The following is a 13,420-nucleotide window of genomic DNA, read 5'->3' on the forward strand; positions in this document are numbered from 1 at the left end:
GAAAACACAATACGCCCCCGCGTTCTTAGCCCGTGGTCCGGGGCTGTCTTGGCTTGGAACCTAGACGCGCCCGGAGCCTAAAACAACCGATCTTCGCCAAATTACAGCAGAAAATCGTCGTCGAAAGTGTTGATGCCTTTCAGAATGACAGTATCGCGCTCCTCGCCCACGTAGAGCAGGGTGCGGGTGCTGGCGACGCGCACGGCGGTGATCTCGTGGCCGCCCAGGTCGAGCAGGTCCTCGCCGGGGGTGAAATCGGCGATGGTGCGGCTGTTGCGCGTGCCGTCGCCGAAGGCCGCAGTGAGGTCGAACACATCCGCGCCGCCGCCGCCGGTCAGCGTGTCGGCCCGGCCGCCCTGGGAATCGATGACCTCGTCGGCGTCGCTGCCGATCAGGAAATCGCGCCCGTTGGTGCCCTCCACCCGGTCGAGGCTGTCGAGCCAGGTGCCCACGGTGATCGACACGGTGGCGCTGTCCTGCCCGCCGCGCCCGTCCGAGAGCAGGTAGGTGAAGCTGTCGGTGCCGCTGAAGCCGGCATCGGGGGTGTAGAGAAAGCCACCCGCCGCCCCGAGCCGCAGCGCGCCGTTGGCCGGGCCGGTCTCGATGAGGGTGGCGAGGGTGTCGCCGTCGGGATCCGCGTCATTGGCCAGAAGCCCGCGCCCGGTGGTGATGACGAGCCGCTCGCCATAGCCGGTCTCGTAGCTGTCCGCCGCCGCCTCGGGCCCGGCATTGGGGACCCAGCCGTCCTCGTGGGTGGTGGAGATGGTGAGCGTCCCGCTGCCCTTGGAGGCTTCGCCGAGGGTGAGGGACACGGTGTCGTGTTCGTAGTTGTAGGCCAGCAGCGCGTCGCGCTTGGCGCCAAGGCCGACCAGCTTGATCTCGCCGAAACTGCCGCTCAGCGCGTCGACCTCGATCAGCGTCTGGGTGGTGGTGGCGGTGAAGGCGCTCACGTCGAGGGTCAGGGTCGCGCCGCCCAGCTCCAGGGTGGAGTGGATCTCGGCGGGGGCGGAGAAGTGGCCGCTGTAGAATTCGGTCAGGCTGGAGAAGCCCTCGGCATCGGCGATGAAGCGCAGCGCGGCGGCCTCGTCGAAGACCAGCGCGGCCTCGCCGTCCTCGGCGCCGTCGACGCCCGCGGTGAGCGCGCTGCCCGCAAGGGTCAGGCTGCTGCCGGCGCCCAGCGAGAAGAGCCCGCCCGCGCTGGCCAGGATCGCCTGGGCGTTGTCGGAGAGGGTGAGTTCGGCCCGGCCGGTGAAATCGCCGGTGTTGGCAAAGCGCCCGCCGGCCACGTCGAGCTCCAGCAGGCCCGCGCCGCCATAGGCCCCCGACCAGAGCTGGCCCGCGCCGTCGATCTCGACCCGCGCGGTCCCGCCGCCGGTCGAGAGGCTGCCGGTGGCGAGGTAGCCCTGGCTGACCGAGAGCCGGCCGCCCGCGCCCAGATCGAGCCCGTCGAGCGTGGTGGTGCCGCCGTAGGTGACCCAGTTGCCGGCCAGCGCGACGCTGTCGCCTGCCACCGTGCCGGGCAGGTCCTCGGTGCTCCAGTTGAGGCGGTTGTCCCAGCGGATGCCGTCGCTCAGCGGGTTGGGCACGAAGCGCAGCGTCTCGGCCTCGGTGCGGGCCTCGGGGGCGATGCCGAACCCGGCCTGGAAGAAGGCGATGATGTCATCGGCGCTCAGGCTCTCGCCATCGGCGGTGGCGCGCAGGTACTCGGCCAGATCGGCGATGCTGGCGGTATCGGTGCCCAGAAGGGCGGCGGTGAAGAGCTGGATCGTGGTCGCGTCGAGCAGGTCGGTGTCGAGCCCGTCGATGTTCTGGTGCATCTCGTCGGCGTCGTCGATGTGTTTGCCGCCGACCCAGTTGTAGACGATCGTGTCGTTGTAGACCGGGTGCTCGGCCACGCTGCTGAGCTGGAGCGCGGTGTGGGTGATGTATTTCTCGAGCTGTTCGGCCGCGTTGGCGGGATCGGCCAGATGGGCGATGATGGTGTCGACCATGCCCGACAGATTGCCGAAATCCCCCAGCCCGAGGGTCAGCGCGCCCTGCAGCTCGGCGATGGTCTTGTGGGCGCCGGAGGTGATGAGGTTGTCGGCATAAAGCGAGTAGTTGCCGATATAGCCCGCGCCGCCGTAGTTGCCGCCGAAGTTGTTCAGCGCGGCGTTGTTGTCGAGAAAGACGTTGTCCTCGATATAGCCGCCCGAGCGGATCTGGGCGCCGAAGGAGGCGGCGCGCATGGTGATGTTGTCGCGGAAGGTGACGTCGGTGTTGTTGTACTGGATATAGACGTTGTGGCTGTAGATGCTCGGCGGCTGCACGCCATCGGTGGAGAGGTTGTAGTCATAGCCCTCGACCCAGCCGTTGTGGTCATAAAGCGTGGTCTCCAGCAACACGCCCGAGCTTTGCGAGACATAGATCCCTGATTTGCGGTTGGGCAGGGCGTCCCAAGTGTCGGAGTCGTTGACGGGCGTGTCGTGCACCACGTCGAGCACTTCGGAATTGCGTAGGGTGAAGCCGTCCATCTTCTGGACATTGAGTTCGTCGCCGCTGATCTGGACGTTGTCGAAGAGCACGTTGTCGGAGCCGAAGACCATGGCGCCGTCGGTGAGCGCCAGATCGCGCACCACGATATTTTCGCTGGCATCCTGGAAGAGCTGGACCTGCGAGGCGATGACCGGGCGGTCGCCCTCGCCATAGGCGCCGATGAGCTGGGGGTGGAGCTCGGATTCGCCCATCGCGCCCCGCGCCACGAGCCGGCCCACATCGCCGTAGTCATAGCCGCGTTCGAACAGCAGCCAGTGCGAGTTGGGATCGTTGTCGCGGTCGGTGATCTCGTACCACAGCGCCATGCCCGCATCGGCCTTGAGCGCGGTTGCGGGGCTGCTGCCATAGCTGGGATGCTTGGAGAGCCAGTTGCCGGTGATGTCGCTCTCGTCGAGCCCTTCCATCGCGGCGATATCGGCGCGCGAGAGCGCGGCGTCGCTGTCCGAGACATAGATCTTGCGGTGTTCGGTGCCGTGCTCGACCACCACATCGCCCGCGGCGTCGGTCTGGAGCATGTAGTGATCGCCCTCGCCCCAGCCGGCCTCCTGCAGCGTCGGCGCTACCGTGAGGGCGATGTCGAGCTGGCTGGTCGTGCCGTCGGCGTGGATCACCTCCAGCTTGGCGTCGAGCAGCTCGGTCTGGCTGTTGTTGTGGCCGGTCATGACCAGCGCGAGGCTGTTGTCGGGATTGACCGTGAGATTGCCCGCCTCGGGCGCCTCCAGCACGCGCACCCCGACGATATCCGCCGCGAAGGCGGACTGGGGCAGATCCAGCGTCGTGACCCGGCCGCCGATGACGCTCGCCACGAGGGGGACATCCGGCAGCAGCCCGGAGACGAGATCGCCGGCGATGCCGCCAAGCGTATCGCCGAGCGCGTCCTCAAGGGTTTCGGGCAGCAGGGTGACGGCGGAGATGGCATTGTCGAGCACGGTGTCGCTCGCAAGGTCGGTCTGGAGGCTGTCGGTCATGTCGGCGGGGCTTCTTATCTTGGATACTGGTCAGGGTGACGGCGGGCGCAGCAAGGCCACGATCAGGGCCACGATGCGGAGCGGGCGGGCGGCCTCGCGCCGGATCGTGGGCCGCAGATCGTGGGTCGGGAGATCATGGGCCGGGAGTTGATGGGTCAGAACGGGGTCTTCGTGCGTGGTCTCTCCAACTGCGAGGCAGGCCCGAAGCGGGGCACATCCTGCCGGGTTCCGGGGTCGGCCGAAGACATGGCCGATGCGGAGGTATGGTTTGGGCACTCGTGAAGAGCGCGCTATAGACCGAAAAACCCAAAACAAGAAAACGACAGATTAACGCTCACCGTGCGGGACGGGGGGCGAGATGCACCGGGCCCCCGCTATAGGGGCGGTTTTTCAATAAGATGAAACTGTTAACCAAGTCGCGCGCATTGCGAATAAATAGGCGGATTGTTGCCGGAAAAGCTACATTTTTGGGCGAATAGGCGCGATTCAGGGGGTTTTTGGGGGAAAAAATCGTCGAAAATCCCGAAGCTGCACGATTTGTGTCGTAACGTCACTTCGCCCCGCAATTAGCATAAGAACGATTACCGGACTATTATCCCTGCGTTCGGTGCCCCTTCGGCGCCCACGGGCCCGGCCGGCTCAGGTCTCGCCCGCTCCGGCACCGCCTCCGGCTCCGGTCCCGTCGGTCTCGGGCGGCTGGCCGCGCGGGTCGATCAGCAGCGCGGTGATCCAGCCGAAGACGAAGCCGCCGAGGTGGGTCTCCCAGGCCAGCAGCCCGTTCATCAGCCACCACAGCACCAGGTTGAGCAAGAGCAGCCACGCCACCCCGCGCAGCACCGGCCAGAGCCGCTCGCGGGCGGTGAAGCGATCGACGTAGTTCCAGGCGAGGATCCCGCCGGCGAGGCCGAAGAGCCCGCCCGAGGCGCCCACCATCGGCCGCACCGTCTCGGCCAGAAGGCCGAAGCCGAGCCCGCCCCCCAGAACCGCCGCGACATAGAGCATCACGAAGCCGCGCCGCCCGACCCGCGCCACCACCGGGGCGCTCAGGCTGATCAGCGTGAGCATGTTGACGGCCATGTGGACGGGGCCGCTGTGCAGGAAGGCATAGGTGAGGAACATCGCGTAGGGCTGGAGCGGGTAGTTGGGCTGCCAGGTGTCGAGCAGCCCGGGCCAGAAGCCGGCGTATTCATAGACCGTCTGGCGCAGCCGCGGCGGGCCCAGGAGGCCCAGATCGCTCAGCATCAGCAGCGCTTCGACCAGCACGCAGCTGCCCGCGATCACCAATAGGGCCGCGTTGCGCCAGGGCGGCGCGGGCGGGCTCATCTGCGTGGCGGCGGGCGCGCGCGCCGCGTCACGGCCGGAAGGCAAAGCTCTTTTGCAGGCCGAGGTGGATGCGGCTGCTGTCTTCGTCCTCGGCCCCCTCTTCGCGGGTGCGGGTGAAACTGTAGCCCGAGACCAGCCGCCAGTCGGCCCCCACCGCGTGGCTGTAGGAGAGGTTGAGGCGCATCGAGCTTGCGTCGCCGTCGCGGCTGTCGAGCACGTCCTCCTGCACCAGCGCCAGCCCGGCGCTCAGCGCCGCGCGCGGCGAGAGGGTGTGGTCGTAGCTGACCGAAAGCCGGGTGGCGACGGCCTCGTCATCGTCGGAGTTGGTGGTCGCGGACTGGCTCAGCGCGACGCTGAGCGCGCCCAGCCGGTCGATCCGGTGTTCCAACTCGACCCCGGCCAGCGCGTGGGTGGTGAAGCCCTCGGTCCGGGTCGCGCCGAGCGAGAAGGACAGGGTCGTGCGCGGCAGCGAGAGGCTGCGGCCGAAGCGGATCTGGTGGCGGGTGCCGTTGTCGCTCTGGGATTGCGAGACCGAAAAGCTCAGCGACCCGTCCGGCAGCGCCCGGGTCAGGCCGAGCGAGAGGCCGAGCCCCTCGGTGCGGCTGGTGTCGCCATCGGTCTCGGTGCGCTCGGTGTCCTGCTGCGAGAGGCTCGCCGAGACGCGGGTCAGCCGGTCGATGTCATACTCGGCGCTGGCCCCGTAGGAGAGGCTTTCGCTGTCGGTCGCCCCGGCGCCGCTCTCGTCGGTGCTGGAGTGGCGGACGAAGAACCGCGCGGTCAGGTTGGGCATGCTGCGCAGCACCAGCGCGGCGCGCAGGCTCTCGACGGTGCTGTCGTTGAGCGAGCTGTCATCGCTGTCGTAGGTGAGCACGCGGCGGCTGGCGCCGAGCTCCAGCCCCAGCGGCCCGGTGGTCCAGAGGTCGAGATCGGCCCCGAAGGAGAGCGACTCGCGCGTGCCCTCCGAGAGCACGACGATCTCGTCGGTTTCGGTGTCGAGCGCAAAGACCGCGTCGCGGATGTCGGCCTGGCTGTAGGCGCCGGTGAGGGCCAGCTCGGCGTCGCGGGTGCGCGCGGTATAGCCAAAGCGCAGAGCGCTGCTTTCGGTGTCGAAGGAGTCCTGCGGCGGGGTCGGATCAAAGTGATAGGCCAGCGACGTGGAGGCGCTGACGGTGAGCTCCTGGCCGCGGGTGATGCTCTGGAGCCCGAAGCCCAGCGTGGTCAGGGCGCGCAGGCCCTCGTCGCTGTCACCGTCGGAGCTGCTGGTCTGTTCGAGCCGCTGGGCGATGTCGACGGTGGCGGTGAGCCCCTGATCGGCCCAGCCCTGCTCGGCGCGCAAAAGCGCCACCGCCGAGACCGCGGCGAGCCCGCCGGCGAGCACGAGCGGCCGCAGCGGGCGCGGCCGGGCGGATCCTGAAAGCGGCGGCATGGCGGCGCCTATTCGAAGAGGCGGCGTTCGGGCACGAGGATCACATCCCCGTCCCGCAGCACGATATCGCGCGGCATGGCGGCCCCGTCGGAGAGCGCGCGGTAGTTGATGACATAGACCGCCTGGCGCAGGGTGCTCGGGTCTGTCCGGCGCAGCTGCACGCGCTTGGTGGCGGCGAACTCGGTCAGCCCGCCGTTGAGCGCGAAGGCCTGCAGGAAGGTCGTGCCCGGCGCGACCTCGATCAGCCCGGGCGAGCGGACCTCGCCGGTGAAGAAGACGTTGATCGTCTCTTCGGTCTCGAGGAGGGGCGCGCTTTCGGGCACCAGCCCGCTGACGGTGACGAAGACGGTGGGGGGCGAGGCGAAATTCGGGGCGATGCCGCTGGTGATCGCCTGCTGGACCTGGCCCACGGTGCGGCCCGCGGCGCTGACCTGCCCGGCAAAGGGGAAGTTGATGCTGCCATCGGGCAGGACCAGAACGGAGCGGTTGAGCTGGGGATCCTCCAGCACCTCGACGGTGAGCGTATCGCCCGGTTTCAGACGATAGCTGTTTTGCGCGCTGACGGAGACGACCGACAGCAGCAGCGCGAGAACGGCGAATAGAAACTGTTTCACGGGGGCGCCTCAAAGCTTGTTTTGGGGTTTGTTGCCCTTGTGATAGCCCCGCCATCCGGGTGAGGGAAAGGCAAAACCCGGCCCCGCGCCCATCGCGGGCGCTACCGTGCCCGGCAGGGCACACACGTTTATAGTATAGGGGCCCCTTGGTGGCTCGTCTCGGGGCGCGCCTCAGAGCGCGGCGATCGCCGCCTCCAGCCGGGCCGAAACGGTGCGGGGGTGCAGCGTCTGGGCAAGGCCGAGCGCCTCGGCGCGCAGCGCGGCGCGCTGCTCCCCGGGCATCGCGGCGGCGGCGGCCATCACCCGGGCGAGGTCGGCGGCATCGCCGGGGGCGAAGAACAGCGGCCGGAAGGGCGCGGGCAGCACCGCGCGCATCGCCGGCAGGTCCGGCACGATCGGCACCGTGCCGAAGGTGAGCGCCAGCATCAGCGAGCCCGAGGTCAGGATGCTGGAGAAGCCGAAGACGCAGAACTCCGCCGCGCTGAAGAGGCCTGCGATCGCCGTATCGGGCACGAAGCCGGGCGAGAGCTGGAGCGCGACCCCCTCGGCGCTGATGCCGGGGGCGATCTCGGTGGCGCGTTCGGCGCCGCGCCCGGCGATGTGCAGCCCGCCAAGGTCGGTCTGCTGCGCGGCCCGGCGCGCGCCCTCGAGGATCAGGTCCAGCCCTTTGTTTTCGCGGAAAGCGCCGAAGGCGAGGAAGCGCGCGGCGGGAACGTTGGCCCCGGGCGCGGGCGCGGAGTACCAGCCGGTATAGGCCGGGTGCGGCAGGAGCGCGACCCGGGCGGGATCGGCGCCGTAGCGCTCGCAGATCAGCTCCCGCGCCTGGGCGCTGTGAACGTGGATCAGGTCCGCCTCGCGGCCGAGGAAGGCGCGCCCGGCCTCGAAGAGCGCGGCGCGCTCGGGCGTCATGCCGCTGTGGGCCTCGGCGTTGTGCACCGTCCAGACCAGCCGCCCGCCCCGGGCGCGAAACGCCGCCAGCGGCGCGCAGTAGTCGGGCCGGGCGCCGTCGGATCCGGGCCCGGGCTCTGGCGCGAGGTGAAACTCGTCCCAGTGCAGGTGATAGACATCGGCCAGCCCCAGCCGGCGGTAGAGCGGCGCGCGCTGCGGGCTCGCGGGGACGACTCGCCCGCCGAAGGCGCTGTAGAGCAGGGTCTGGTAGGGGTTTTCGAACACCGCCGGGCCGAAGAGCACGACCCGCCCCCGCGGATGCGCGGCCTTCCAGGCGGCGGTGCGCAGGATCTGGCGCCCCTGCCGGCGGCGGGCGTGGTCGTCCTGCAGACGGGCGGCAAAGGCGGCGGCGTCCTGAGCGGTATCGGGATCGGATCGGGAGGACACGGGCAGCGGCTTGACCCCCTCGGGCGGCGTTGCGGGAACAGCCCGTTAATGCCGTTTCGCAGGCGGCGGTGTCAACGTGTGGGCGGGATGGGGCATCGCTTTGTCAGAAATCGCTTTTCTCCCGCGCATGGGGCGGGCAAAGATGCGCCCATGACACAGCCAGAGATCGCCTGTTGGAATCCCGTCAAACGCCGTTTTCGGGGCCGTATCGGCCGGCGGCTGCCGTTTTACGCGCCGCTCAACAATTTCGGTGACCTGATCGGGCCGATGGTGGTGGCGCGCCTGCTGGAGCGGGCCGGGATCGCCGGGCCGGCGCCGCTCTCGTTCGAGGAGATCGGGACCCGGCGCAAGCTGCTCTCGGTGGGCTCGGTGCTGCATTACGCCCAGGACGGCGATATCGTCTGGGGCGCGGGCCGCAACGGCAAGGTCGGCGCCGAGATGCACCGCTTCACCACGCTCGATGTGCGCATGGTGCGCGGGCCGCTGACCCGGGCCTTCCTCGAAGAGCGCGGCATCGCGGCGCCGGAGATCTATGGCGATCCGGCGCTGCTGATCCCCGAGCTGTTCGCCGACCGGATGCAGGGCTGGCAGCGCGGGCGGCGCGGGCTCACGGTGGTGCCCAACCTCAACGATCCGCGGCCCAAACTGCGCGAGGGGCGGCTGCTGGATGCGCGGCGCCCGATCTGGGAGGTGCTGCGCGCGCTTTACGAGAGCGAGATGGTGGTGGCGACCTCGCTGCACGGCTTCATCATGGCCGAGGCCTTCGGCGTGCCCGCGCGGCTTTTGCGCTCCTCGGCGGAGGCGCCGTTCAAATACGAGGATTACCTGCGCGGGACGGGGCGGGACGCGTTGCCGCTCTATGACAGCCTGCCCGAGGCGCTCTCGGCGCCGGCCCATGCGCCGCCAGTGATCGAGGCCCAGCGGATGATCGGGGCCTTCCCCGCCGAGCTCTTTTCCTGAGCCCCTGCCGGCCGGGCGCGCTGGCCCCTCCCCCGTGATCAATATCCGTAGTGGCTGTCTTCGCGGCTGACGTTGCGACAGTCATTGAGCGCGACGCCGAGCACGTTGGTGTATTCGGCGATCTCGCGTTCGCACTGGTCGAGCCGCGCCATGCGCGTCTTTTCCGAGCGCACCACGATCAGGGCGCAATCGACGTTCTTCAACACCGCGCGGGCATCATCTGTGACCAGCATCGGCGGCAGATCGAAGATCATGATGTCGGGATCGAAGAGGGTCTCGACCTCCGAGAGGCTGCGCGCCGTGCTGTTGGCGAGCAGGACCTGCGAGGGGTCCTCCACCGGGCTGCGCGTCAGCGACAGGGCGACATTGTCGCGCAGGCGCAGGAACTGTTCCTGCGGGCTGACCTCCCCCGAGAGCATTTGCGGCAGGTCATGCTCGGGCGTGCAGCCGAGCACCTTGGAGATGTTGGGGCGGCGCAGATCGGTATCGAAGAGCATCGCGCGGACCTCGCGCTGGCGGGCGAAGCCGACGGCGAGGTTGCACGCGATCGTGGTCTTGCCGCAGCCCACGTCCGGCGAGGTCACGGCGAGGCGCTTCCAGCCGTTCTCGCGCATGGCGAGGAAGATCTTGGTGCGCAGCACGTCGAAGGGGTTCGCGTCGGGCCGGGCGCTGTAGGTCATGACCATGTTTTCGGTCAGATGCGCGTCGTCGAGCTCGATCGGGGCGAGCCCGGCCCAGGCGGCATCGGTGGCCGAGGGGGCCGGGGCGCGCGCGGCGGCGGAGGCCGCCGGGGTGTCCGGGGCGGCGCGCCGGGGGGCGGCGCCCTGGGCCGCGCGGTCCTGCCGGGCCTTGCTCAGCGCTTTTTGCAGTTTTTCCATGACGGGTGCCTATCCGGGGCCTGTTGCGGGAAGGGGTGGTGTGCTGGAGCGCGGCGCGCTTACAGCAACTTGTTCTTGAGCTTGGCGAAGAGCACGTCGAGCGGCATGTAATGGGTGTCGATCGCCCAGAGCGCCACCGGCACCAGCACCACCACCACGGCGGTACTGCCCAGAAGCGCCACCCGCCGCCAGTAGCGGTGCGAGGCGGATTCGAAGCTCGGGATCGTGACCAGTGGGGTGATCTCCAGCGAGCTCTCGATCTCCGAGGGGCGGCGGATCGACTGGTTGAGGATCTCCAGCAGCAAGAACAGCCCCCCCGCGAGGCTCAGCCCCACGAAAATCCCCATGCCCGCGATCTTGAGCCGGTTGGGGCCCGAGGGCTGGGTCGGGACGGCGGCGGGCTCCAGCACGGTGATGCGCTCGCCGCGTGCCGAAAGCTCGATGCGCTCGCCCATGCGCGCCTCCGACAGGCGCTGCACGGCGCTGTTGTAGAGGTTGCGGGTGTTTTGCTGGTCGCGCTCCATCGCCTCGAGCGCGATGCGGATGGCCGGGGTGCGCTCGATCGAGCCCTGAAGCTCGGTCAGCTCCTCGTTGATGGTGGTGATCTCCGCGCGCAGCGTGTCCATGCGGGTGTCGATCTCGGCGAGCGAGATGTCCAGCGGGGTGGCCGGCGCGGGGGGGCTTTCCCCAGGCGCGTCTTCGGGCGCCTCGGCCTCGGCTTCGGCGTCCTGGGCCTGGATCTGCGCGGCGAGGGCGTTGATCTGGTTGCGCAGCAGGACCACGCGCGGGTTCTGTTCGGAATAGATGCTCAGCGCCCTGCGCAGATCGTTGCGCAGGGCGCGCAGCTGGGCTTCCTCGGGGCTGTCGGGGGCGGCATTGGCGCTCACCAACCCGCTGTTTTCAAACAGCCGGATGGTGTTGGCGCGCTGCGCGGTGAGCGCATCGAGATCGCGCTCGGCGCGGGCCAGCCGCTCTTGCAGGAAGGACTGGCGTTCGAGCCGGAAATTCAGGTTCTCGGGCAGCGCGTCGGCGTTCTGGTTCTTGAAGGAGACGATCTGTTCGCTGCGGTTGTTGAGCTCGGCGGAGAAGTTGCTGACTTCCTGTTCGAAGAAATCCAGCGTGTTTTCGGCCCGTTCGGCGCGGAAGCTGCTGTTGGCCTCCAGAACGATGGTCACGTACTGGTTGACCACCGCCGCGACCTGGCGCGGGCTGTCGCCGCGAAAGCCCAGGGTCATGAGCGTGGCGCGGTCGCGTCCGCTGCTGCGGCGGATGAAGGTGCGCGACTGCATCTGCGAGACCACCTCGTCGGGGCTCATCTCCGACTGGTTGGGAAAGACATTGCCGGCGCGCGCCACGTCGAGCAGGTTGGTCCGGGTCATCAGCCGCTGCTGGATCACCTCGAGCTGCTCGGTGGCGTTGGTGTCGATGGTGGAGCGGACCATGCTGTCGGGGATCTGCTGGGCCTCGACGAGGAGCGTGGCGCTGGTGGTGTAGGTGGTGGGCTGGCGCACCGCCACCAGAAGCCCGATGCAGGAGGCGAGCAGGAACAGCGCCGCCATGGCCGGCGAGCGGCGCACCAGAAGCCGGAAGTAAAATCTCAGATCGGGGATCATTCTGCGGCCTTGTTCATCTGATTGATCGGGTTTTGCAACAGGTAGACATCCTGGTCCTCGGCCGTGGGCGGGCGGGTCTGGATGAAGAGCCCGTCGGCCACCAGCTCGCGGATCACGTCGATGCCCACCACGGGCCGGGTGCCCGAGGCGGCATAGACCAGCGCGAGATCGCACATCTTGTTGACCAGCCGCGGCACGCCGCCGGTCTCCTCATAGATGCTGCGGATGGCATAGGGCGAGAACTCCTCGCCGGTGCCGCCGGCGTGGCGCAGCCGGTGCTGGATGTAATCCTTGGTCGTTTTCTCATCGAGCGGGCGCAGATGATAGGTCGCGGTGACCCGCTGGGCGAACTGGGTCAGCGAGGGGCTGGCGATGATGTCGCGCAGCTCGGGCTGGCCCACGAGGATGAGCTGTAGCAGCTCGTCCTTGTTGGCGTTGATGTTGGTGAACATGCGCAGCTCTTCGAGCGCCTCTACCGAGAGGTTCTGGGCCTCGTCGATGACCAGGACCACATGGCGGCCCTTGGCATATTCGCCGATCACGAAGTCCTGGAATTTCTTGAAGGTGACGATGTAGTCGTCGGTCGGCTCGCAGTCGATGCCAAGCGCATAGAGCACCCAGCGGAGCAGATCGCCGCGCCCGCCCTGGGCGTTGGAAATGAGCCCCACGGTGATGTCGTCTTCGAGCGAGGCGAGGAGCTGCTGGATCAGGGTGGTCTTGCCCGCGCCGACCTCGCCGGTGACGACGGTCAGCGGCGCGCAGGTGGCGATGCCGTATTCGAGGATGGTGAAGGCGCGCTGGTGCTGGTCCGACCAGAACAGGAAATCGGGATCGGGCAGCAATGTGAAAGGCCGCTCCGTGAAGCCGAAGAATTCCGTGTAAAGCTCCGCAACCATGGTGTTTCCGTTCTTAACCCTTCATCAGCACATCCGTGCGCGCCGGCACTGTGCCATGACCGAAACTACAAACCCTTAACCCGCACACCACAACCCGAACGCCGCCGCAACCCTCTCCGGAATTTACAGGAAATGTGCCGGCTCGGGTGTTTCGACCGCGTTCGCACCCCCGAATGCCTCTATACAATGCAATGTCTGCAACAGTTTATATAGGACTGTGCCCGCCGATAGGGAACACCCGTTGCAGTTGGGCGACGCCGGCAGGGGCGCGCTGATTCGGAAAAATGCGCGCCGGTGCGGGCCTGCGGGGGCGGCATTTCTCCCATAGCGGGTATCGCATCGGGGCGCCCACTCCCGGGGGTGGTGCGGCGGTGCGGCGTGACCCAACGTCACCCATGGTGCCCAAATTTCCGGCAAGCGCCTGGCGGCGCGGCTGCGGCCCCTGCCCCGCGCGGCAAAGGCGCCCCTCGGGCTTCCCGCGTCCGGCGGTCCGTCGGAGGGGCTGCGGCCCGGCTCGCGGCCTCGCTGGCGGCGGGCTCCGGCGGGGCAATCGGAGCCCGGCCCGATCCGGCCCGCGCCGCGCCGCGCGAGAGGGGTTCCGGAGCGGCCCGTGCCGCCGCGCTGGCGGGGGCGTGCCGGGGCCGGCGCGTGCGGATGAGCGCCGGCGGCCCCCTGCCCGATCTGAGGCAATCTGATCAAAATATCAGCAAAGGCGCGGATTTCAGGCTGCGCAAAGCCGCGCCCGCCCGGGCTCAGGGCCCTCCGCGCGCCGCCTCGACGCGGCGATCCCCCGGGGGCCCCGGGGGGCGGACCGATGCGCCCCGCCCGGCGATCCGCGCGGTCCTGAGGGGGCGATCAGAGCGGCCGGGCCA

Annotated in this window: 10 protein-coding genes; 1 reads left to right on the top strand and 9 read right to left on the bottom strand. The window is 68.7% G+C overall.

All coding sequences use genetic code 11. From position 1 onward, the window contains the following. Positions 1–101: 101 nt before the first annotated feature. From BM353_RS15450 to BM353_RS15470, 6 genes are all read right to left on the bottom strand, one after another. Positions 102–3,503 carry an Ig-like domain-containing protein gene (locus tag BM353_RS15450; RefSeq protein ID WP_092082468.1) on the bottom strand — a complete coding sequence of 1,134 codons (3,402 nt, stop codon included), beginning with the start codon at positions 3,501–3,503 and terminating at the stop codon, positions 102–104. Between the two features lie 30 nt (positions 3,504–3,533). Then, a complete protein-coding gene (locus BM353_RS16740) occupies positions 3,534–3,779 on the bottom strand; it encodes a hypothetical protein (protein WP_143104195.1) in 246 nt (81 codons plus the stop codon). A gap of 363 nt (positions 3,780–4,142) precedes the next feature. Beyond that, complete coding sequence (locus tag BM353_RS15455) at positions 4,143–4,826, bottom strand: rhomboid family intramembrane serine protease (RefSeq protein ID WP_092082515.1); 684 nt, start codon at positions 4,824–4,826, stop codon at positions 4,143–4,145. 28 nt (positions 4,827–4,854) lie between these two features. Further along, positions 4,855–6,252: a porin gene (locus tag BM353_RS15460; protein ID WP_092082470.1), complete on the bottom strand. Its 1,398-nt coding sequence runs from the start codon at positions 6,250–6,252 to the stop codon at positions 4,855–4,857. Positions 6,253–6,260: 8 nt separating this feature from the next. Continuing rightward, positions 6,261–6,866 (bottom strand): polysaccharide biosynthesis/export family protein, encoded by a 606-nt coding sequence (locus tag BM353_RS15465; RefSeq protein WP_092082472.1) that lies wholly within the window; start codon positions 6,864–6,866, stop codon positions 6,261–6,263. 171 nt (positions 6,867–7,037) lie between these two features. Next, entirely contained in the window at positions 7,038–8,201 is a 1,164-nt protein-coding gene (locus BM353_RS15470; RefSeq protein ID WP_177220572.1) for a glycosyltransferase, read from the bottom strand. A gap of 150 nt (positions 8,202–8,351) precedes the next feature. Between BM353_RS15470 and BM353_RS15475 the strand changes: the two genes are divergently transcribed. Beyond that, positions 8,352–9,161 carry a polysaccharide pyruvyl transferase family protein gene (locus tag BM353_RS15475; RefSeq protein ID WP_177220573.1) on the top strand — a complete coding sequence of 270 codons (810 nt, stop codon included), beginning with the start codon at positions 8,352–8,354 and terminating at the stop codon, positions 9,159–9,161. Positions 9,162–9,199: 38 nt separating this feature from the next. Here the strand turns inward: BM353_RS15475 and BM353_RS15480 are convergent, their stop codons facing one another. From BM353_RS15480 to BM353_RS15490, 3 genes are read right to left on the bottom strand one after another with little or no spacing between them, the layout of a single operon-like run. Further along, the gene (locus tag BM353_RS15480) at positions 9,200–10,039 is read right to left on the bottom strand and encodes a CpsD/CapB family tyrosine-protein kinase (RefSeq protein ID WP_092082477.1); all 840 of its coding nucleotides are present in this window, start codon (positions 10,037–10,039) and stop codon (positions 9,200–9,202) included. A gap of 59 nt (positions 10,040–10,098) precedes the next feature. Beyond that, on the bottom strand, positions 10,099–11,652 hold the full coding sequence (locus BM353_RS15485) for a GumC family protein (protein WP_092082479.1): 1,554 nt from the start codon (positions 11,650–11,652) through the stop codon (positions 10,099–10,101). Next, positions 11,649–12,548, bottom strand: a complete 900-nt coding sequence (locus BM353_RS15490; protein ID WP_092082481.1) for an ExeA family protein — start codon at positions 12,546–12,548, stop codon at positions 11,649–11,651. The genes BM353_RS15485 and BM353_RS15490 overlap by 4 nt, the downstream gene beginning before the upstream one ends. Between the last annotated feature and the right edge of the window lie 872 nt (positions 12,549–13,420).

Source organism: Poseidonocella sedimentorum (assembly GCF_900116005.1).
In the GTDB taxonomy this organism is placed as follows: Bacteria; Pseudomonadota; Alphaproteobacteria; order Rhodobacterales; family Rhodobacteraceae; genus Poseidonocella; species Poseidonocella sedimentorum.